The 21,896-nt window shown below is 39.4% G+C and carries 22 protein-coding genes and 1 other RNA gene; 18 read left to right on the top strand and 5 right to left on the bottom strand.

The window, feature by feature from the left end; all coding sequences use genetic code 11:
- The first annotated feature begins 13 nt into the window (after positions 1–13).
- The 6 genes from N7931_RS13730 to N7931_RS13755 all read left to right on the top strand — a co-directional run bounded on the left by N7931_RS13730 (position 14) and on the right by N7931_RS13755 (position 6,377).
- Positions 14–1,231 (top strand): aspartate aminotransferase family protein, encoded by a 1,218-nt coding sequence (locus N7931_RS13730; RefSeq protein ID WP_262794842.1) that lies wholly within the window; start codon positions 14–16, stop codon positions 1,229–1,231.
- A 182-nt stretch (positions 1,232–1,413) separates the two neighbouring features.
- A complete protein-coding gene (mtnN, locus tag N7931_RS13735; RefSeq protein WP_262794844.1) occupies positions 1,414–2,118 on the top strand; it encodes a 5'-methylthioadenosine/S-adenosylhomocysteine nucleosidase in 705 nt (234 codons plus the stop codon).
- The gene (locus N7931_RS13740; protein ID WP_262794846.1) at positions 2,115–3,095 is read left to right on the top strand and encodes a cobalamin biosynthesis protein; all 981 of its coding nucleotides are present in this window, start codon (positions 2,115–2,117) and stop codon (positions 3,093–3,095) included. Before mtnN ends, N7931_RS13740 begins: the two co-directional genes overlap by 4 nt.
- Positions 3,096–3,110: 15 nt before the next feature.
- Complete coding sequence (locus N7931_RS13745) at positions 3,111–4,109, top strand: adenosine kinase (protein WP_262794847.1); 999 nt, start codon at positions 3,111–3,113, stop codon at positions 4,107–4,109.
- A gap of 73 nt (positions 4,110–4,182) precedes the next feature.
- Entirely contained in the window at positions 4,183–5,547 is a 1,365-nt protein-coding gene (gene ahcY, locus N7931_RS13750) for an adenosylhomocysteinase (RefSeq protein ID WP_262794849.1), read from the top strand.
- 356 nt (positions 5,548–5,903) lie between these two features.
- Positions 5,904–6,377 carry a murein L,D-transpeptidase family protein gene (locus N7931_RS13755; protein ID WP_262794850.1) on the top strand — a complete coding sequence of 158 codons (474 nt, stop codon included), beginning with the start codon at positions 5,904–5,906 and terminating at the stop codon, positions 6,375–6,377.
- 363 nt (positions 6,378–6,740) lie between these two features.
- Here the strand turns inward: N7931_RS13755 and ffs are convergent.
- Positions 6,741–6,837: signal recognition particle sRNA small type (gene ffs, locus N7931_RS13760), an RNA gene on the bottom strand.
- Positions 6,838–7,045: 208 nt separating this feature from the next.
- On the opposite strand from ffs, the gene aroA reads away from it, so the two are divergent.
- A complete protein-coding gene (aroA, locus tag N7931_RS13765; protein ID WP_262794851.1) occupies positions 7,046–8,332 on the top strand; it encodes a 3-phosphoshikimate 1-carboxyvinyltransferase in 1,287 nt (428 codons plus the stop codon).
- A 107-nt stretch (positions 8,333–8,439) separates the two neighbouring features.
- On the opposite strand, the gene N7931_RS13770 is transcribed toward aroA, so the two are convergent.
- Positions 8,440–9,165, bottom strand: coding sequence for an RluA family pseudouridine synthase (locus N7931_RS13770; protein ID WP_262794871.1), 726 nt, complete (start codon positions 9,163–9,165; stop codon positions 8,440–8,442).
- Positions 9,166–9,268: 103 nt separating this feature from the next.
- Positions 9,269–9,874 carry an ANTAR domain-containing response regulator gene (locus tag N7931_RS13775; RefSeq protein ID WP_262794853.1) on the bottom strand — a complete coding sequence of 202 codons (606 nt, stop codon included), beginning with the start codon at positions 9,872–9,874 and terminating at the stop codon, positions 9,269–9,271.
- A 416-nt stretch (positions 9,875–10,290) separates the two neighbouring features.
- Between N7931_RS13775 and N7931_RS13780 the strand changes: the two genes are divergently transcribed.
- From N7931_RS13780 to N7931_RS13810, 7 genes are all read left to right on the top strand, one after another.
- Positions 10,291–10,446, top strand: a complete 156-nt coding sequence (locus N7931_RS13780) for a periplasmic nitrate reductase, NapE protein (protein WP_262794854.1) — start codon at positions 10,291–10,293, stop codon at positions 10,444–10,446.
- Positions 10,447–10,475: 29 nt separating this feature from the next.
- Complete coding sequence (gene napF, locus N7931_RS13785) at positions 10,476–10,994, top strand: ferredoxin-type protein NapF (RefSeq protein ID WP_262794856.1); 519 nt, start codon at positions 10,476–10,478, stop codon at positions 10,992–10,994.
- 5 nt (positions 10,995–10,999) lie between these two features.
- Entirely contained in the window at positions 11,000–11,293 is a 294-nt protein-coding gene (locus tag N7931_RS13790; protein ID WP_262794857.1) for a chaperone NapD, read from the top strand.
- Positions 11,294–11,319: 26 nt separating this feature from the next.
- Positions 11,320–13,815, top strand: coding sequence for a nitrate reductase catalytic subunit NapA (gene napA / locus N7931_RS13795; protein ID WP_262794859.1), 2,496 nt, complete (start codon positions 11,320–11,322; stop codon positions 13,813–13,815).
- 11 nt (positions 13,816–13,826) lie between these two features.
- Positions 13,827–14,300: a nitrate reductase cytochrome c-type subunit gene (locus tag N7931_RS13800; protein ID WP_262794860.1), complete on the top strand. Its 474-nt coding sequence runs from the start codon at positions 13,827–13,829 to the stop codon at positions 14,298–14,300.
- Positions 14,293–14,880 carry a cytochrome c3 family protein gene (locus tag N7931_RS13805; protein ID WP_262794861.1) on the top strand — a complete coding sequence of 196 codons (588 nt, stop codon included), beginning with the start codon at positions 14,293–14,295 and terminating at the stop codon, positions 14,878–14,880. The genes N7931_RS13800 and N7931_RS13805 overlap by 8 nt, the downstream gene beginning before the upstream one ends.
- Before the next feature lie 133 nt (positions 14,881–15,013).
- Positions 15,014–16,456, top strand: a complete 1,443-nt coding sequence (locus tag N7931_RS13810; RefSeq protein ID WP_262794862.1) for a sugar porter family MFS transporter — start codon at positions 15,014–15,016, stop codon at positions 16,454–16,456.
- 171 nt (positions 16,457–16,627) lie between these two features.
- On the opposite strand, the gene N7931_RS13815 is transcribed toward N7931_RS13810, so the two are convergent.
- A complete protein-coding gene (locus N7931_RS13815) occupies positions 16,628–17,158 on the bottom strand; it encodes a hypothetical protein (RefSeq protein WP_262794863.1) in 531 nt (176 codons plus the stop codon).
- Positions 17,159–17,394: 236 nt separating this feature from the next.
- Positions 17,395–18,798, bottom strand: coding sequence for a replicative DNA helicase (dnaB, locus tag N7931_RS13820; RefSeq protein ID WP_262794865.1), 1,404 nt, complete (start codon positions 18,796–18,798; stop codon positions 17,395–17,397).
- Between the two features lie 219 nt (positions 18,799–19,017).
- Between dnaB and N7931_RS13825 the strand changes: the two genes are divergently transcribed.
- The 4 genes from N7931_RS13825 to N7931_RS13840 all read left to right on the top strand — a co-directional run bounded on the left by N7931_RS13825 (position 19,018) and on the right by N7931_RS13840 (position 21,814).
- On the top strand, positions 19,018–19,215 hold the full coding sequence (locus N7931_RS13825; protein WP_262794866.1) for a DUF4250 domain-containing protein: 198 nt from the start codon (positions 19,018–19,020) through the stop codon (positions 19,213–19,215).
- A gap of 159 nt (positions 19,216–19,374) precedes the next feature.
- A complete protein-coding gene (locus N7931_RS13830) occupies positions 19,375–20,976 on the top strand; it encodes an NAD+ synthase (RefSeq protein ID WP_262794868.1) in 1,602 nt (533 codons plus the stop codon).
- 12 nt (positions 20,977–20,988) lie between these two features.
- Complete coding sequence (gene glnB / locus N7931_RS13835) at positions 20,989–21,327, top strand: nitrogen regulatory protein P-II (protein WP_262794869.1); 339 nt, start codon at positions 20,989–20,991, stop codon at positions 21,325–21,327.
- Between the two features lie 112 nt (positions 21,328–21,439).
- Positions 21,440–21,814 (top strand): rhodanese-like domain-containing protein, encoded by a 375-nt coding sequence (locus N7931_RS13840; RefSeq protein WP_262794870.1) that lies wholly within the window; start codon positions 21,440–21,442, stop codon positions 21,812–21,814.
- Positions 21,815–21,896: the final 82 nt, after the last annotated feature.

A 21,896-nucleotide genomic window follows, 5' to 3' on the forward strand; every position in this document is an offset into this window, starting at 1 on the left:
AGGAGAAACTTAAATGTCTGAACAAACTGTGACGCGAGCTACCTTTGATGAGGTTATGCTGCCAAATTATTCCCCTTTGCAAATGATTCCGGTTAAAGGATTAGGCTCACACGTATGGGATCAGGAAGGACGCGAATATATAGATTTTTCAGGCGGTATCGCGGTTAATTGTTTAGGCCATTGTCACCCAGCTTTAGTATCGGCAATTAATGAGCAAAGCCAAAAGCTTTGGCATGTCAGTAATATTTGGACAAATGAACCTGCATTACAGTTAGCTCAAAAATTAGTCGATTCGACTTTTGCCGACAAAGTATTTTTTTGTAACTCTGGCGCAGAGGCAAATGAAGCAGCATTAAAACTGGCGCGTCGTTATGCGCTTGAAAAATTTGGTGCAGAAAAAGATCAAATAATCGCATTTAAACAAAGCTTTCATGGCCGTACATTATTTACCGTAACTGCGGGTGGTCAGCCTGCTTATTCTGACGGGTTTGGTCCAAAACCGGGTGCCATTGATCATGCTGTTTATAATGATTTATCATCGTTAGAGGCATTAATATCAGACAAAACCTGCGCCGTTATTTTAGAGCCTATGTTAGGTGAGGGCGGTGTTACCCCAGCAACTGAAAGCTTTATTAAAGGTGTGCGTGAGTTATGTAATAAACATAATGCGCTTATGATTTTAGATGAAGTTCAAACGGGTTTTGGTCGTACTGGTCATTTATATATGTATCAGGCGTATGGCGTAACGCCAGACATTCTGTCTTCAGCTAAATCGTTAGGTGGTGGTTTTCCAATTGGGGCAATTTTAACCACTAACGAAGTTGGTCAGCATTTAAAATTTGGTACTCACGGTACAACTTATGGTGGTAATCCACTGGGCTGCGCGATTGCTGGTGCTGCGTTTGATGTGATTAATACCGAAGCGGTTTTAAGCGGCATTATGCAAAGAGAGCAAATGTTTCGTGAACATTTAACTGCGATTAATGAAAAATACAATGTATTTTCTGAAATTCGAGGTCAAGGTTTGTTGTTAGGTGCAGTGATGAATGAAGCGCATCAAGGTCAAGCACGCGAATTTATGGCTGCTGCATTAGAGCAAGGTTTAATGGTGCTAGTTGCTGGGGCGAATGTAGTTAGATTTGCGCCTGCATTAGTGATTGAACCTCAGGATATTGCAGATGGTTTGGCTCGTTTTGAAAAAGCCGTTGCTAGAGTGGTTGCTGCTGGTTAAGTAGATAATGCAGCATTTGCTTTTTAAAGTGCTGCATTATCTTTTAAAATTGAAATGAATTGATTCCTCGTTAAAATCTAAAAAAATCTCATTTTTAAGCTGAATTTATTACAAGTCAAAAAGCCCTGCTTTGTGCTATCCTTAGCCCACATTTTTGATTACTTTCTTATCCATATCATCAAATGACAAACTCTAAAATTGCCATTATTGGCGCAATGGAACAGGAAGTTGCGATTTTGCGCGGGCAACTCGACAACTTACACACAGAAGAACACGGTCCTTGTAAAATTTATACCGGCATATTAGCCGGACATGAAGTGGTATTAGTGCAAAGCGGGGTAGGTAAAACTGCCGCGGCTATGGCCACCACTTTGCTGCTGGACAATCATAAACCCGATTTCGTATTAAACACTGGCTCGGCTGGTGGTTTTGCCAGTGAACTCAATGTAGGTGATTTAGTGATTTCTAATCAGGTGCGTCATCACGATGTTGATTTAACTGCATTTGGTTTTGAAATTGGGCAGGGTTTTGGTTTTCCTGCGGCTTTTGAATCTGATCCGGCATTAATTGAAAGGGCGCAAAAAGCGGCTGCTCAGCAAACCGATTTACAAACCAAAGTGGGTTTAATCTGCTCCGGTGATAGCTTTATGGCATGCCCTGAAAAAGTGGCAATGGCTCGGCAGCATTTTCCACAGATGATAGCTGTGGAAATGGAAGCGGCGGCTATTGCCCAAATTTGCGCACAATTTAAGACACCGTTTGTTGTGGTTAGAGCGTTATCTGATATCGCCGGTAAAGAGTCGCACGGTAGTTTTGAAAGCTTTTTAGAGCAAGCTGCTAAACACTCATCTCAGCTAGTGGTTGATTTTATCAGGTTAGGTGAGTGACAGAACTGTTAGCTAACCTGCCAGATTTTCCAGACTATGTTATCAGAGTCCTGATTTTATTTGTGGCTTTGGTGCTGGACTGGAAATTACCGATTAGTGATAAATATCATCCGGTTTATTTTTTTCGTCAGGTGGTGGAGCGGCTGGCGGATAAAGTGCATCCAGATCCCAAACGACATAAAAGTCAGCTACAAATATCCGGCACATTGGCATTAATCTCAGCTATTTTGCCTGTGATGATTATTTTGTATTTATTTATGCCTTTGGTTGAGGTGAGCTGGTTTATCGACATTATTGTGGTTTGGGTATGTTTAAGTTATCAGCACTGTGCTTTGGCACATCAGAAAATTGCACAAGCTTTATTTAAAGGCAAAAAATACCTAGCGCGTGACAGGTTATCTGACTGGGTACTAAGAGACACAGATAATTTATCTGAGCTTGGAATTGTTAAAGCCAGTATTGAAAATCAGGTATTACGCTCCGGTTATTTTTATCACGCGATTATTTTCTGGTATTTATTAGCCGGCCCCGTGTTTGTTTTAGGTTTTAGGTTATTACTGGAATTAAATCAAAGCTGGAATGCTAAACAAGCAAGGTTTTTCCATTTTGCTCAACCCACTAAATGGCTACTGCATATTTTAGCTTGGTTGCCACTGCGACTATTTGCATTATCGCTGTGTTTAAACTGGCAACAACTTAAACAAGTGATTAAATTAAATGCTAAAAACTGGCGCTTTAGTAATAGTTTAGCGGCTTTGGCTGCCGCTAGTATTTGTTTAAAAGTGCAGTTAGGTGGCGCGGTTAGTTATGCCTCAGTTAAACTCAGGCGAGTTCAGCTTACTCAGTATCGTTTGGCAAAAGCCGCTGATATTGGGCAAATAGATAAGTTTTTACGCCGATCTGCGCGGATTTGGCTGATAATTATTGTAATTAGCGCCAGCCTCGTTATGATCTGGCACCATTATTTTTCATCGTAAAATTTAGGTTTTTACATGCGTAAATATCAGGTATATGGCTTAGGGAATGCCCTGGTCGATCAAGAATTTGAAGTAACAAACGAATTTTTAGCCGTTAATAATATTGAAAAAGGCTTAATGACTTTGCTGGACGAAGCTCAGCATATTGAATTACTCAATAATTTAACTAAAGAGTTTGGTTTAATTAAGCGCGTTGGCGGTGGCTCAGCGGCAAATAGCATGGTTGCCATTTCACAATTTGGTGGTTCAACTTTTTATGCATGTAAAGTTGGCGATGATGAAACGGGTGAGTTTTATTCGCAAAACTTAAAACAAGCGGGTGTACATAATCGGGTGTCTGAACTTAACTTAACCGGCCAAACCGGTAAATGCATGGTTATGGTAACGCCTGACGCTGAAAGAACCATGAATACCTATTTAGGGATTACCGCTGATTTATCTGAAAACGAATTATTTATCGATGAGTTGGCTGATGCCGATTATTTGTATATTGAAGGTTATTTAGTGCCTTCTGATACGGCCAGAGCAGCAATTGCAGCGGCCAAACAACAAGCTAAAGCCAATGGCTGCAAAATTGCGATGACTTTTTCTGATCCGTCAATGGTTAAATATTTTAAAGACGGTGTTGATGAAGCATTAGGTACTGATCCAATCGACCTTTTATTCTGTAATGAAGAAGAAGCATTAACTTTTACCGGTGAAACAGAATTAGGCAAAGCGGCACAAATTTTATTAACCCGCGCTAAACAGGTTGCGGTTACGCGTGGGGCAAATGGCGCCAGTATTTATAGTGCCAACGAGGTGGTATCTGTTGAATCACCAAAAGTAACTGCGGTAGATACTAACGGTGCAGGCGATATGTTTGCCGGTGCATATTTATATGCAATTAGCCGTGGCTGGACTGTTGAAAAAGCAGCAAAATTAGCTTGTGCTTCAGCCGCCAAAGTAGTTACTCAATTTGGCCCAAGAATTAGCCAAACCGAACAGCAAAACTTATTGGCTGAATTTAACTAAATTTGCGTTTGGTTAAACTGCCAACCCTATATGAACCAATTTAAATTGATTTGATATTTTGGAGCAAGACTCAATGACTGATTATAAAGTAGCGGATATTAACTTAGCGGATTATGGCCGCAAAGAATTACGCATCGCAGAAAGTGAAATGCCGGCTTTAATGGCAATTCGTGCTAAATACCGCGATGAGCAACCTTTAAAAGGTGCAAAAATCTTAGGTTGTATTCACATGACAATTCAAACGGGTGTATTAATTGAAACTCTGGTTGAATTAGGTGCAGAAGTTCGCTGGTCGTCTTGTAATATTTTCTCAACTCAGGATCATGCTGCTGCTGCTATTGCTGCCGCTGGCGTACCTGTGTTTGCATGGAAAGGCGAAACAGAAGAAGAATACGTTTGGTGTATCGAGCAAACCATTAATAAAGATGGCAAGCCTTGGGATGCAAATATGGTATTAGATGATGGTGGCGATTTAACTGAAATTCTTCATAAAAACTATCCTCAATTATTAGAAAATATCCACGGTATTACCGAAGAAACCACAACCGGTGTTCACCGTTTACAAGAAATGTTAGCTAACGGTGAATTAAAAGTACCAGCTATCAATGTAAATGACTCAGTAACTAAGTCTAAAAACGATAACAAATATGGTTGTCGTCATAGCTTAAATGATGCGATTAAACGCGGTACAGACCACTTATTATCAGGTAAAAAAGCATTGGTAATTGGCTACGGTGATGTGGGTAAAGGTTCTGCTCAAAGTTTACGTCAAGAAGGTATGGTAGTATCTGTTACTGAAGCCGATCCGATTTGTGCAATGCAAGCTTGTATGGACGGTTACGAAGTCGTTTCTACTTATAACAATGGTATTAACACGGGTAAATTAGAAGATATTAATACTGCACTATTAGCTAAAACAGACTTAATTGTTACAACAACAGGTAACTATAATGTATGTGACGCTAACGTATTACAAGCATTAAAGGCGGGCGCGGTAGTTTGTAATATCGGTCACTTTGATAACGAAATTGATACTGCATTTATGCGTAAAAACTGGCGCTGGGACGAAGTTAAACCACAAGTTCATCAGGTTTATCGTAGCGATAGCGAAGACGATTTCTTAATTTTATTATCAGAAGGCCGCTTAGTGAACTTAGGTAATGCAACGGGTCACCCATCTCGTATTATGGATGGTTCTTTTGCTAACCAAGTTTTAGCTCAAATTCACTTATTTGGCGCTAAATTTGCCGATTTACCAGCCGAAGAAAAAGCAGCCGCAATCACGGTTGAAGTATTACCTAAGCAATTAGATGAAGAAGTGGCTGCTTACATGGTTAAAGGATTTGGCGGCGTTATTACTCAGTTAACACCAGAGCAAGCTAAATATATTGGTGTTAAAGTTGAAGGCCCATTTAAGCCAGAAACTTACAGATACTAAAATAACAGCTTGGATTTATGTAGCCGAGTTTATGCTGATATTTGAGCTTATGTGATATTCAACAAGCTATGCGATACTCGGCTTACGCTCATACTTCGCTAAACCGAGCTACATAACCTGATTTGGTTTTAAGATAAAGCCTTAATTACGAAAGTGATTAAGGCTTTTTTGTTTTGGCGAATTTAATGTTTATTTGGTTGATTAGGCCAAGTCAATTCGCTTTTTGGGGTTGTTAATCCGTAGTAAAACGCTCTAAGGTGCAAACAGCCAAGTAATAACAAAAGCCAAGGATTATTTATAAGCGCGGCGCTAAATACTGTAAATAACCTTTGTTTTAAGTGTTGTGTTGATATTCCATGAAACTATTTGCTTTAATTTTGAGTGTTCTATCATTTTTTAGTTTTGCTGAGGTTAATTTAGTAAAAGTCGATAAATCTGAAAATAAAATGTATTTACTAGATAATGGTGAAGTAATAAAAGAATATCATGTTGCTTTTGGTGGCTCGCCCAATGGTCATAAACAACAAGAAGGTGATCAGAAAACACCCGAAGGTGTTTACACATTAGACTATAAAAAAGAAGACTCATCTTTTTATCGTGCAATGCACATCAATTACCCCAATGAAGCAGATTTAGATAATGCTAAAAGACAAGGCGTTTCTGCAGGAGGTTTTATCATGGTGCATGGACAACGGAATTGGCTGGGCTGGCTGTCTTGGATTACTCAAAATTTCAATTGGACAAATGGTTGTATTGCTCTAAAAAATTCGGAAATGGATGAATTTATGGATTTAGTTAAAGTGGGTACAAAAATCCAAATTGAGTGGTGATTGGGATAAACAAAATGCATAGTACGGTTATTGAGGAATATCTCGCGACTAAAGCTATACACATTTTTGTTTTTACCAGAAAAAGAGCGTCTACTTATAGAGAATTCACTAGAATTTCTAGTTCAACTGCTTCTTAGTTTTATTATCTTTGAGTCTTTTAGTCGCTCTAGTTATTGGAATTAATTCTGTCGTGTAGTAAGGTCAAGCATAAGTCAATTTTTTACAATACGTTCGTACATTTGTGTTCTCACTAAAATGTAATAAACTTACGTAAGAATTGTTCAAAAAGTAGGCGTTGTCAAGTTATGGTTGTAATTTGTCAGCTTATGCTTGGATCAACACAGAGCAAAAATGAGGTGGCGGCCTTGCAAGCCACACCCCGGCACATGAGTCGTTTGCTGTGGCTGCTCCCTTCCGGGCCTGACCAGATTCACAAATTATCATTGCGGGGGAACCAACAAGGCCACCATAATGTGAGCCACGCATTATCCATATTCAGCTTGTTTGATCAAGGGTAATTTGGGATTCGTACCAGATATTTTGTTTAACTGTTTAAAAACTCACCGAAACACTGTAATTTAATACGAATTGCTTGTGCAATCCGGTTAAGCTCAAGTTATAATCATCGACATTTTTTGTGTTCAAATTTTTAATTTACAGAGTGCCCAATGGAAAGCATTACAATAGAGCCGATTTCACACGTAAATGGTGAAGTAACTATTCCTGGCTCAAAAAGTTTATCAAACCGCATTTTATTATTAGCTGCTTTAGCTAATGGTGAAACTCACATTACTAACTTGCTTGATAGCGACGATATTCGTCACATGCTTAATGCACTTAAATTATTAGGTGTTGATTATCAATTGTCTGCTGATAAAACTGAGTGCACAGTTAAAGGTTTAGCAGGCCCAATAAAATATAACGGCAGCGCAGAATTATTTTTAGGTAATGCGGGCACAGCAATGCGTCCGTTAGCGGCAGCTTTATGTTTAGGTGAAGGTGAGTTTGTATTAACAGGCGAGCCAAGAATGTTTGAGCGCCCGATTGGTCATTTGGTTGATGCGTTAGTGCAAGTGGGTGCTAATATTGAGTATTTAAAAGATACGAATTATCCGCCACTTAAAATTACTGCAAACGGCTTAAAAGGTGGCCGAGTTGAGATTCAGGGTAGTATTTCTAGCCAATTTTTAACCGCTTTGTTAATGGCGTCACCATTAGCACAAGAAGATATGGAAATTGTGGTAGTCGATGAACTAGTATCAAAACCCTATATTGAAATTACCTTACATTTAATGGAGCAGTTTGGTGTTAAAGTTGAAAACGAAAATTATCAGGTATTTCGCGTTAAAGGTAATCAAACCTATCAATCACCAGGTCGTATTTTAGTTGAGGGTGATGCCTCTTCTGCATCTTATTTTTTAGCGGCGGCTGCAATTAAAGGTGGCACGGTTAAAGTCAACGGTGTGGGTTTAAAGAGTGTACAGGGTGATGCTAAATTTGCTGAAGTGCTTGAGCAAATGGGCGCTATAGTTGAATGGGGTGATGAATACATTCAAGTAACTGGTCAAGGTAAATTAACCGGGGTTGATGTAGATTTAAACCATATTCCAGATGCGGCGATGACAATTGCGACAACCGCTTTATTTGCTGAGGGTACCACTGCGATTCGTAATATCTATAACTGGCGTGTTAAAGAAACGGATCGTTTATATGCAATGGCGACTGAGCTTAAAAAAGTGGGTGCAGTAGTTGAAGAAGGTGAAGATTATATTATTGTTGAGCCGCCAGCTGAAATTAAAACCGCGGCAATTGATACGTATAATGATCACCGGATTGCCATGTGTTTTTCGTTAGCGGCTATGGGCAAAAACCCTATGATTATTAATGATCCTAAATGCACCGCAAAAACTTTCCCTAACTATTTTGAGTTGTTTGAATCGGTTGTACAAAGATAATACCGCCAGATAGTGGACAATCAGCTCAAATAAAAAAGCCAGATGAGTCACCTTATCTGGCTTTTTTCGTTTTAATTGGCTCAAAATAACTATATAAAACTTGCTAGCTAAAAATCTGCCGGGCAGTGAAACTCTATCATTTTTTCTGTGGTTGGGTGAGTTAACTTTAAGCACATTGCATGTAAACATAATCTGTCGCTGGCTTGTTTTATTTTTTTAGGTGCATAAAAATTGTCACCTAAAATCACATGACCCAAAGTTAATAAATGCACTCTTAGCTGGTGTGTTCTGCCAGTCACAGGTTTTAATTCGATTAAACAAGATGCCGCTTTTTTGTGTAACACTTTATAATAAGTCTCTGCATTTTTACCGGTTTCGACGCATACTTTTTGTAATGGAATACGTTCTTTATCTGCAATTAAAGGCCAGTCCATCACACCGGTTAACTGCTTAGGGATACCATTCACTTCGGCGAGATAAGTTTTTTCAGTTTGCCTGGCTTCAAATTGTTTTTTTAAATGAATTTCAGCTGCTTTAGTTTTGGCAAAAATTAAAATACCGGATGTTTCACAGTCGAGCCTATGGACTAAAAATACCTGTTCATATTGTTGTTGGAGGCGGGTAAGTGCACAGTCATGTGTTTTAGGGTCGCGCCCAGGATTAGACAATAAACCAGAAGGTTTATTGATCACTATAATGCTGTCATCTTCAAAGATAATTTCGAGCGCATCTTGTGGCGGGTTATAAATAAACTTTTGCATGCAATAATCAAAAACACTGTTATTTTTTATAACGCCTATATTACCCGAAAGCTCGTTATTATTTAAACGAATGTCCTGATTTTATCTGAATGCTGGATTAGCGCTTTAAACAGTAAAATTCTGTCTATCAGAATTAATTTAAATAGACGCTGTGCGATGAGGGGGAGCTATTATATTAGCTCACCGCTTGCATCACAGAGACAACATTTTTAGCAACATCATCTATTTTTTGGCTGTTGTCCATCGCCATTTTTCGCAATGTCCGGTATGCCTGATCTTCGGTTAGCCCTTTATGTTGCATTAAAATGCCCTTGGCTTTGTCTATCCATTTACGGCCATCTAATCTGCGCTTGGCTTCATTTAACTCATCTTTAAGAGACTGAACCTGCTTAAATCTGGCAATTGCAATTTGCATAGTTGGCCCAACGTGATGTGGTAATTTATCTCCAACAATATAAGCATTAACCTGTGAGTTAATAAGCTTGTTAATCATGATTTCATCTGAAAACTCAGTGAAAACCACAATCGGTTTTGGATCGATTTGATTCACTATGGTCAGGCTATGAATATCCTCGCTGCTTAATCTGTCTACATCCAGAATTAATACATCTGGTGCTACTTCATCAACCACTTTGAGGATAGATACATTGGTTAACCTTGGATAAACATGGTATCCGCAGGTGACTAATGCATTTTGTAAATCTCTGTCATAGTTTGAATCTTCAACTAATAAGAGGACTTTTAAGCCATTGCTACTTTGCGATTTATATTGATCTTGCATAAATTTTTAACGACTTTGCTATTGTTTAAATTTGAATAAGCAAAAAGCGATCCGTTTTTATTATTATTTAAAATCAACTGGTTATGTTTTTTCTCTAATTTGCGTTTGCACTAAAAGGGCGGATTTTTGCACTAAGTTGGCACTTTTGTTAAGCATTGGTATGGATGACAAGCTGGCAAAGTAGAATCTCTTCGGTTGTTAACCATCTATTTTATATTTGGCATTTTTATAAACTTTCCCCGTAAAAGGTTCAATAAATTAAACGAGTTTTAAGTTTGATTTAAATCAATAATCGAAACTGTAACTACCGCTACGATAATAGATAAGCATCAAATGGTTAACTATACCTTGCAACCTTACAGTATGTTTTTTGTTCGGTTGTCAATGTTAACATTTTTAAATTAGGGGTAAGTACAATGGAAAAATCAAACCAAGCAAGCAAAAAACAGGAATTATGGATGTTTCTGTTTATCACAATTGTTTTATTTCCTGTGCTAAGCATATTACTGGTGAGTAGTTATGGGTTTGCTATTTGGATTAGTCAGCTTTTATTTGCACCAACGCATTTTTAACTTTATTTAACTGTTAAGTGGTCTATCCAATGGCGGATTTAACCAAAAGAGCTTGGTTTAGTAAATCAGCTCAACAGCACAAGAAAAAGCCTGCAATCAGGCCTCCGTTTAGCGGTGACGAAAATACATTTTTAGCTAAATGTACACAATGTAATGCCTGTGTGACAGCTTGCCCGACTCAGGTGATTGAGCTAGGTGCCGATGGCTATCCGCAGCTTAATTTTCAAAAATCAGAATGTGATTATTGTCAGGTATGTGTGACGCAATGTCAGCCTCAAGCTTTATCTAAAAATAATCCACAGCAAATTCAATTTATCCCTGTCATTAATCAAACCTGTTTAACCGAGCAAGATATTTATTGCCGTAGCTGCGCTGAAAATTGTGAACCTATGGCGATTCAGTTTAGTTATCAAAATGGCGCTATCGCAAAACCCGAAATTAATCTGGATGAATGCACAAGTTGTGGGGCTTGTGCTGCGCCTTGTCCGGTTGAGGCAATTCAATTTAACCCTTTAAGTTATCAACTAAACCACCAAGCGGTTAGGTAATTATTATGAATGAGCAAAACGAATGTCATATCTCAAGCTTAATTGTGTATTTAGAGCCTGAGCAACAAAACCAAATATGCCACAGGTTAGGCGCTGTAGAAGGATGTGAAGTGCATGCCGCTGAACAAGGCAAAGTCATTATTACCCTTGAAGCCGACAGCCAAAAACAGCTTGCCGGATTAATGGATAGCATCACCTTGATTAAAGGCGTTATTCAGTCAGTACCTGTGTACCACGAGTATTTCTCTTTGTCTGAACAAACAGAAATTGTAAACCAGTCACCTGTATTACCAGCTTGAGTTGAAAAAACTGAGTGAGGAATCAAATGAAAATTAGCAGACGAGATTTTGTGAAAGCCAGTGCCGTGAGTGTTGCCGCCAGCGCGGCTGGAATGACTGTGCCGGCTTCAGCCAGTAACTTAATTACCAGTTCTTATCATACCCAATTAAAGTGGGATAAAGCGCCGTGCCGTTTTTGCGGAACAGGCTGCGGGATAAATGTGGCAACCAAAAATGGCAAAGTGGTCGCAACTCATGGCGATATTAAAGCGCCGGTAAACAGAGGCTTAAACTGTGTTAAAGGGTATTTTTTATCCAAAATAATGTATGGCGATGACAGATTAACTCAGCCAATGCTTAGGATGAAAAATGGACAGTTTGATAAAAATGGTGAGTTTACACCAATAAGCTGGGATCAGGCATTTGACATCATGGCCGAAAAATACAAAGCCGCTTTAGCAAAAAATGGTGGCGATAGTATTGGTATGTTTGGCTCTGGGCAATGGACTGTGATGGAAGGTTATGCTGCAGTTAAGTTAATGAAAGCTGGTTTTCGTAGTAATCATATTGACCCAAATGCACGGCATTGTATGGCATCGGCTGTGGGTGGTTTTATGCGTACCTTTGGTATTGATGAACCAATGGGGTGTTATGACGATATTGAAAATGCCGATGCTTTTGTTTTATGGGGATCTAATATGGCAGAAATGCACCCCATTTTATGGACAAGGGTGACCGATCGCCGCTTGAGTAATCCTGATGTTAAAGTGGCTGTGTTGTCTACTTATCAGCACCGTAGCTTTGATTTAGCCGATGTGCCGGTGATTTTTACCCCGCAAACGGATTTAGCCATTTTAAACTTTATTGCTAATTATATTATTCAAAACGGTAAAGTTAATTGGGAGTTTGTTGGTAAACATACTAATTTCCGCCGCGGGATCACAGATATTGGGTATGGTTTACGCAATGAGCATCCGCTTCAGCAAAAAGCGAAAAACGATAAAAACGCAAATGATTCAACACCAATGACATTTGCTGAATTTAGAGATTTTGTGAGTGAATATACCGCTGAATATGTTGCTGAATTATCTGGTGTTGGGGTTGAAAAACTAAAACAATTAGCTGAGTTATACGCCAACCCAGATATTAAAGTAACGTCATTCTGGACAATGGGATTTAACCAGCATACCCGTGGTGTTTGGTGTAATAACTTAATTTACAATATTCATTTATTAACTGGCAAAATATCAACCCCAGGCAACAGCCCATTTTCATTAACTGGTCAACCTTCTGCTTGCGGCACCGCTCGTGAAGTCGGCACTTTTAGCCACAGATTACCGGCAGATATGTTGGTGGCGAATCCAAAACACCGAGCGACTGCTGAAAAAATCTGGCGTTTACCTGCGGGCACTATTCCAGCAAAACCTGGCTATCATGCGGTTGAACATAATCGAAAATTAAAAGACGGCAAACTGAATGTGTATTGGGTGCAGTGCAACAATAATATGCAGGCAGCAGCCAATATTAATGAAGAAGCTTTTCCCGGTTACCGCAACCCAGATAATTTTGTCATTGTCAGCGATGCTTACCCAACGGTTACTGCGCAAGCTGCGGATTTAATTTTACCGGCAGCCATGTGGGTTGAAAAAGAGGGCGCTTATGGCAACGCAGAGCGCCGAACTCAGGTTTGGTATCAGCAAGTTGAGGCGCCGGGTGAAGCAAAATCTGATTTATGGCAAATGCTCCAGTTAGCTAAACGGATTAAAGTAAAAGAAGCATGGCCTGCGGACTTAGTTGCCAAACAACCCCAATTAGCAGATAAAACCTTATTTGAGGTGTTATTTGAAAACGGTAACGTTAATCAATTTAAGTTAAATGAAATTCCAAATGACAGGTTAAATCAGGAGTCACGCGAATTTGGCTTTTATATTCAAAAAGGATTATTTGAAGAATATGCCGAATTTGGTCGTGGTCATGGACACGATTTAGCCCCTTACGACAGATACCATCAGGAACGCGGTTTACGCTGGCCGGTGGTAGACGGAAAAGAAACCTTGTGGCGCTACCGCGAGGGGAGTGATCCTTATGTCACCAAAGGCAAAGGGTTTGAGTTTTATGGTAAACCAGACGGTAAAGCTATTATTTTTGCTCTGCCTTATGAGCCTGCGCCAGAGTCACCGGATGATGAATACGATTTATGGCTAAGTACCGGCAGGGTGTTAGAGCATTGGCATAGTGGCTCTATGACTCAAAGAGTACCTGAGTTACATAAAGCGATTCCGTATGCGCTGATGTATATGCACCCAGAAGATGCGCGTAAACGTAATTTACGCCGAGGAGATGAGGTTAGATTAATTTCGCGCCGTGGTGAAATTAATATTCGGGTTGAAACCCGGGGCCGTAATCGTCCACCGCAGGGGTTAGTGTTTGTACCTTGGTTCGATGCATCGCGTTTAATTAATAAAGTGACACTAGATGCCACCGATCCAATTTCAAAACAAACCGATTATAAAAAATGTGCGGTTAAAGTGGTTAAGGCATAAAGGAGCAGAAAATGAAATTATTCACCCAAATGTTAAGCCTGATATCTTTATGTTTTGTTGTTAGTTTTGCTGGCGCAGAGCCGATTAATCCTATTTTACAGGCTGAAATTGATCAGCCTGTATCGGCTCCGCCGATTGCTAAACCGATTAATAATGATCTTAAACAGGCGCGTAACTATCCAATGCAGCCACCGTTAATTCCGCATAATATTCGCGGCTACGAGATTAATTTAAACGTGAATAAATGCATGGCTTGTCATAGCCGAACCCGTACCGAAGATAGTCAGGCACCTATGATTTCTGTCACCCATTTTATGGACCGTGATAGCAACTTTTTAGCTGAGATTTCGCCAAGACGTTATTTTTGTAATCAGTGCCATGTTCCACAAACCGATGCGAAAGACGTGGTGGAAAATAACTTTGTAGATATGGAGCATATCATGCAGAGCGATCAGCAAAATAATCAAGGAGCCAACCATGATTAAATGGCTTAAATTTGTCTGGCAAATATTTAAGCGTCCGAGTGTTCATTTTAGCCTTGGCTTTTTAACTTTGGGTGGCTTTATTGCCGGCATTATATTTTGGGGTGGTTTTAATACAGCGCTTGAATTAACCAACCGGGAAGAGTTTTGTATTGGTTGCCACGAAATGGAAGCCAATGTGTATCAAGAGTTGCAAAGCACCATTCACTACTCAAATCGTTCAGGGGTTAGGGCAACTTGCCCTGATTGCCATGTGCCGCACGAATGGACAGATAAAATAGCGCGTAAAATGGCCGCTTCCAAAGAGGTTTGGGGTAAAGTATTTGGCACGATTAATACCCGTGAAAAATTTCTGGATAAACGCCGCGAACTGGCTGAACACGAATGGGCAAGGTTAAAGGCAAATGATTCGTTAGAATGCCGTAACTGTCATAACTTTAATTCAATGGATTTTACCATGCAAAGTCAGCGGGCGGTTGCCATGCATAGTTCGGCTTTAGCTAACGGTGAAAAAACTTGTATTGATTGCCATAAAGGAATTGCTCATCAGCTACCGGATATGAGTGGTGTTGAGGGTTGGTAATCTTATTTTTAAATATTTTGATTAATATTTACCGCTGTTAAAAATCATAATGATATTGTTACATTTTGTGTTAACTTTTTTGTTTTGATTAAGGTATGATTTGCCAAAAATTATAGACTTATAAGGACAATCAATGGCAAATCCAGAAATAACGGCAAGCTCCTCGCTTGCCGCTAATCCCGCAACTGAAAACAAAGCTTTTATTATTTTAATTAGCTGTATTGCAACTATCGGTGGTTTTTTATTTGGCTACGACAGTGGCGTAATTAATGGTACGGTTGATGGCATTCAAGTTGCCTTTAACTCAGATTCTGTCGGCACAGGTTTTAATGTTGCCTCTATGCTGCTTGGCTGTGCTTTAGGTGCAGCTTTGGCTGGCCGGTTAGCGGATTTATACGGCCGTAAAGCGATGTTAATTTTATCGGCTATCTTCTTTTTGGTCTCTGCTTGGGGAACCGGTATTTCTACAACTTCTGAATGGTTTATTTTCTTTCGGGTAGTTGGTGGTTTTGCGGTTGGTGCGGCCAGTGTGATGACTCCAGCTTATATTAGTGAAGTTGCTCCGGCTCGTTATCGCGGACGTTTGGCAACAATCCAGCAGGTGGCAATTATTTCTGGTTTAACTGCGGCTTTTTTAAGTAATTATTTATTAGCGGATATTTCAGGCTCTGCCCTTAACCCATTATGGATGAGTTATGAAACATGGCGTTGGATGTTTTGGGTTGAACTGGTTCCGGCAGGCATTTTTTTACTGGCGTTATTTTTAATTCCAGAAAGCCCGCGTTATTTAGTTGCCCGCCATAAAGATGAAAGCGCGTTAAATACGTTATCGCGTTTATACGGCGCACAAGAAGCGAATAAAAAGCTAAATGAAATTCAACAAACTGTTTCAAAATCGTCAGACAAACCTAAATTATCAGACCTTTATGATCAGGCTACACAAAAAATCAGACCGATTATTTGGATTGGTATTGGTTTAGCGGTTTTCCAGCAGTTTGTTGGTATTAATGTGGTTTTTTATTATGGTGCAGTGCTTTGGCAATCGGTTGGATTTAGCGAAAGTGATGCTTTGTTTATCAATATTTTATCCGGCTCACTGAGCATTGCAGCTTGTTTAGTCACCATTGTTCTGGTCGATAAAATAGGTCGTAAACCTTTACTATGGTTTGGCTCTATTGGGATGGCGGTTACTTTAAGTATTACAGCTTATGCATTTTCAACCGCCACTGTGGGCGAATCTGGTCAACCACAATTATCAGATACTATGGGTACGCTAGCGCTTATTTTTGCAAATCTCTATGTGATTTTCTTTAATATGTCGTGGGGGCCTGTAATGTGGGTTATGTTGGGTGAAATGTTCCCTAATCGCATTCGTGGTTTAGGCTTAGCCATCGCAGGTTTTTTCCAATGGATTGCTAACTTTGCGATTACCATGACATTCCCAATTATGCTTGGCTCAGTCGGATTGGCTGGTTCGTATGGTTTTTATGCGGTATGCGCCGCTGTTTCTGCGGTATTTGTTTATAAAATGGTGCAAGAAACCAAAGGTAAAGAACTGGAGCAAATGCAGGGGTAACCTGCATTTTTTGCGCAGAACTTGTCTATTCGGGGTTAAGGAAAATTGAGAATAATTAAACATTATGCTTAGAGGTAATTGTATGCAAAAGATTTACTACCTCTAGTTTTTAATTTGCGTTAAACATACCGAATGGGCAACGCTTTTGCCGCATTCGGTATTATCGATCATTTACAAAGTAGCGGTTAATGAGCTGGCTAATGGTTGCATTACTTTTTTAACCTCTTCCATTTTTGAGCTGTCTGGCAGATGGACAATAACAGACCACTGACCAGAGCGGGTGGCGGTTCTGATTTTGTTGATCATACTGTCGTGGTCTGGTCTTATTGTGACAAAACCTGCAACTAATAACCCTAAAAACAGACAAATTAAACTAATAGAAACAAAAGCCTCTATTAAATAGTTTTGCATCAATACAAAGCCTGTTAGGTTTAAAAGTGTGGCAATACATAAGCCAAAAATTAAGCCGATACAGCCAAATGTAATATGGGTTTTAAGCAAGGTTTTACCTATTTGTTTATCTTCCGGCTCTAGTTTTTCATCAAAATGCATATCACCGGGTTGAATTAAGCTAACTTTATCCGGCGATAAATCAGTTTTACTGTGTAGTGCTTTAACTACAGCTTGTGCACTTTCTTCTGAATTAAAGACACCAGCAATTTTGCTAGGATAGGTTTCTTGACTCATTTCAATATTCATCATTTTGCTCCTTTTGCTGTAGAAAGCTTAAATCTGAGGTTTAAGCTTTTAGCTGGTAAAGAATGAGCAAACTCAATGCCAAAGCGAAATAGAATTTATCGTTATGATTTATTTGATTTTTTACAAATATAAAGAGAGCTTGATAGACGCTTTTATATTGAGAGGATGACTAATATCTACAAGGCCGTCAGTAAATTTTACAGACGGCACTGGAATTAAGACAGCTTAGTTATAAGCCTCTAATAACCGTCATACTCGGTGCGGGCTAAATTATCAAAGCGAGAATACTGACCTAAAAATGCGACATCGACATGGCCGATTGGACCATTCCTTTGTTTACCGATAATGATTTCGGCAACGCCTTTTCGTTCCGAATCAGGGTAATAAACTTCGTCGCGGTAAATAAACATAATTAAATCAGCATCTTGCTCAATAGAGCCTGATTCACGTAAATCTGAGTTAACGGGGCGTTTATCTGATCTTTGCTCCAAACTACGGTTAAGCTGGGAGAGGGCAACAACAGGCACATTAAGCTCTTTTGCCAGCGCTTTTAATGAACGCGAAATTTCTGCAATTTCCAAAGTCCGGTTTTCTGATAACCCCGGTACTTGCATTAATTGCAAATAATCGACCATGATAAGTCCAATCCCTCCGGGATGGTCTCGTGCAACCCGGCGGGCGCGTGAGCGGACTTCGGTCGGGGTTAGGCCTGATGAATCATCAATGTAGATATTATTTTTTTCAGCCAGTAGCGCCATAGTTGAAGAAATTCTTGCCCAGTCTTCATCTTCAAGTTGACCTGTACGGATTTTAGTTTGATTAACCCGGCTGAGTGAGGCAAGCATCCTCATCATAATTTGTTCAGACGGCATCTCTAAACTAAATACTAATACTGCTTTATCAAACGACATTGCTGCATTTTCACATAAATTCATCGCGAAAGTGGTTTTACCCATAGAAGGACGGGCAGCAACAATGATTAGATCCGACCCTTGTAAGCCTGAGGTCATATTATTTAAATCATGAAAACCGGTTGTAACCCCTGTAACACCTGAAGCACCGTTTTTCATTGCATCTTCAATTTTTGTGACTGTGCTGGCCAATACGGTTTTTAAACTTTGTGGACCTTCGTTCGCGTTTGTTCTTTGTTCTGCAATTTTAAAAACTTTGCTTTCTGCTAAGTCTAATAATTCGTTACTGCTGCGTCCTTGAGTATCGTAACCGGCTTCGGCAATTTCGTTAGCAACGGCAATCATTTCTCGGATAATGGCGCGTTCGCGCACAATATCGGCATAAGCCGTAATGTTGGCAGCACTTGGGGTGTTGTCGGCAACTTCTGCTAAATAGGCAAAACCACCCACATCATCTAATACTTTTTCTTGTTCGAGCGATTCTGACAGCGTAATTAAATCAATAGGTTTATGTTGCTCAACCAATTTTGCCATGTGCTCAAAAATAGCGCGGTTGGCATAATGATAAAAGTCTTTGGATACTACTCGTTCGGCTACTCTGTCCCAGGCATCGTTTTCAAGTAATAAACCGCCAATAACCGACTGTTCAGCTTCCTCTGAATGCGGAGCTGTTTTTATATCTTCAACCGATTGAGTTGGTTTTTTTGCCTGCCAAGTTAAGTTTTGTGCCATTAAAAGTACCGCTGCCAAAAATGAAAAGTTGATTATGCCATATTTTAATTTGGGTTAAAGCGATTCAATTAATAAAATCGATTGTTCATATTAATTTACAGTTTGTTTTTCTGTGAGTGAATTTGAGATAAACAAGCAATAGATTAATTGCTCGCTTGGTCTATATTTTAAAGTTAGTAAAGATGCACAAGGTACATACCCTTTTACTTGGAGGTTTAGATGGATTTACACAGAGCCGTATCATTAGAACCTAATATTTTATTAGGTATAGTGAATGATCAGTTACGTCATGACTGTGAAGACTTACATAGTTTAGCCTGCGTGATGGAGGTAGATGAATTTACCATTGAAGATAAATTGGCCAGAATAGGTTACCACTACGAAGCTGAAATAAACCAATTCAGCCCAGACTTATAAAACGATCCCCTCGAACATTCCCTTTAGCGCTACTTCGGTAGCGTTTTTTTTTGTAATTAATCATTTTTATAGGCGAAATTTGCATTCAACTTTGGACACAAGCTAAGGCTTTTAATATCATTCGTTTATAAATGTTTATTAATTTAATTGGCTGTATTTATGCAGATTGTTATTGCCCAGTGCAATTTAACCGTTGGCGCTGTAGCTCAGAATTGTCAGAAGATTATTGAAACTAGCAAACAAGCACCTAAAGGTGCGGTGGTTGTTTTTCCTGAATTAGCGGTGACCGGTTATCCTCCAGAAGATTTATTGTATCGCCCAGATTTATATCAAAGAGTTGATGAAGCGCTTGAAAAAATTGCAGCCGCGTCGAGCGAGCAAGTAATTGTAGTTGGCCACCCGTGGCGCGAAAACGAAAGCATTTTTAATGCGGCTAGTGTCTATTATCAGGGTACATTATTAACTCGCTACTTTAAGCAGGCATTGCCTAATTATGGTGTATTTGATGAGCAAAGATATTTTACTCAAGGTAATCAGTCTGCCATTTTTGAATATGCAGGTAAACGCATTGCTTTGTTGATTTGTGAAGACTTATGGACAGATCAGCCTATTGCAAAATTAGACGGACAAAACGTTGATTTATTACTGTCATTAAATGCTTCGCCTTTTAACAGTGAAAAACAAAATGAGCGTGAAGAGCTATTAAAAAAACGGGCTCAAAATCATAACCTACCCATTGTTTATGTGAATCATATTTGTGGTCAGGATGAGTTGGTTTTTGATGGCGGCTCGTTTGCGATTAATCGTCAGGCACAATTAGTGGCACGTTTACCCGCGTATCAGGAAAAAACTCAGTTAATAGAGTTTGAGCAAGATATAGCAAACAGTGAAATAGCGCAGTTACCACAAACTGATGAAGCTGAAGTTTATCAGGCGTTAGTTTTAGCAACCCGTGATTATGTATTTAAAAATGGTTTTCAAGGCGCGGTATTAGGCTTATCCGGCGGAATAGATTCGGCTTTAACTTTAGCGATTGCGGTAGATGCGCTGGGTGCTGATAAAGTTCAAGCCGTTATGATGCCATTTAAATATACTGCACAAATGAGTGTTGAAGATGCGAAAGCTCAGGCACAAACTATGGGAATTGAATTTGATATTGTTTCGATTGAACCTATGTTTGACAGCTTTATGCAAGCGCTTGACCCTTTATTTAAAAATACCCAAGCGGATACGACAGAAGAAAATTTACAAGCCCGAAGCCGGGGTGTAATCTTAATGGCGTTATCTAATAAAAAACGTCGTTTAGTATTAACCACGGGTAATAAATCTGAAATGGCGGTGGGTTATTGCACTTTATATGGTGATATGGCTGGTGGTTTTGCGCCAATTAAAGATGTACCTAAAACCTTGGCTTATCGTTTGGCAAGGTATCGTAATAGCTTATCGCCGGTGATACCACAACGTGTTATCGACAGGCCCCCTTCAGCAGAATTAGCACCGGATCAGGTTGATCAGGATAGTTTACCTGAGTACGATGAGTTAGATGCAATTTTAGAAGCTTATGTAGAAAATGATTTATCACTGTCAGATATAGTCGGCTTAGGCTATGATGAAACTGTAGTGCGAAAAGTGATGCGACTGGTTGATATTAATGAATATAAACGACGTCAATCGGCGATTGGTCCTAAAATCACCCAGCGCAATTTTGGTAAAGATAGACGCTATCCAATTACTTCCGGATTTGGAAAAGAGCACAAATAAGAGGATATAACAATGAAAAAAGTTGAAGCCATTATTAAACCATTTAAATTAGACGATGTTCGTGAAGCTTTGGCTGAAATTGGCATCACAGGTATGACAGTAACCGAAGTAAAAGGCTTTGGTCGCCAAAAAGGTCATACCGAGTTATATCGTGGCGCGGAATATAACGTGGATTTTTTACCTAAAGTGAGCATTGATATTGTGGTATCGGATGATCAGGTTGAACGTTGTGTTGATACGATTACTAAAACAGCTCAAAGTGGCAAAATTGGCGATGGTAAAATATTTGTGACTAATGTTGAGCGTGTGGTGCGTATTCGTACCGGTGAAGAAAACGAAGACGCTATTTAGTCTAGGTTTTGTTTAATCATGATTTGCTATAAAAGCCGACTAAATGTCGGCTTTTTACTTATAGCTCAGGTTTATTAATCTAACGTACAGTTTAATTTAGGATATTAATATTATGTCTACTCATAGCTCTGCATTTTTACAACTGGTTGATCAGGCTCGTCAGAATATTAAAGAAATTGACATTGAAACTATGTTGGCAATGAAAGCATCGGGTGAATCTTTTGTATTAGTTGATGTGAGAGAACAGGATGAATGGGCGGCAGGGCACCTACCTGATGCCGTTTATATTGGCAAAGGTGTTATTGAACGGGATATTCAAGCGAAATATCCAGACCCTCAAACTACCTTGGTTTTATATTGTGGTGGCGGTTTTCGCTCGGCATTAGCGGCTGATAATTTGGTTAAAATGGGTTATCAGAATGCAATTAATATGGATGGTGGATATCGCCGTTGGACCGATTTAGGTCACCCTGTGGTTAAAGGTTAAAGGTTAAAGGTTAAAGGTTAAAGGTTAAAGGTTAAAGGTTAAAGGTTAAAGGTTAAAGGTTAAAGGTTAAAGGTTAAAGGTT

It is taken from the genome of Catenovulum sp. 2E275 (assembly GCF_025515275.1).
Classification (GTDB): domain Bacteria; phylum Pseudomonadota; class Gammaproteobacteria; order Enterobacterales; family Alteromonadaceae; genus Catenovulum.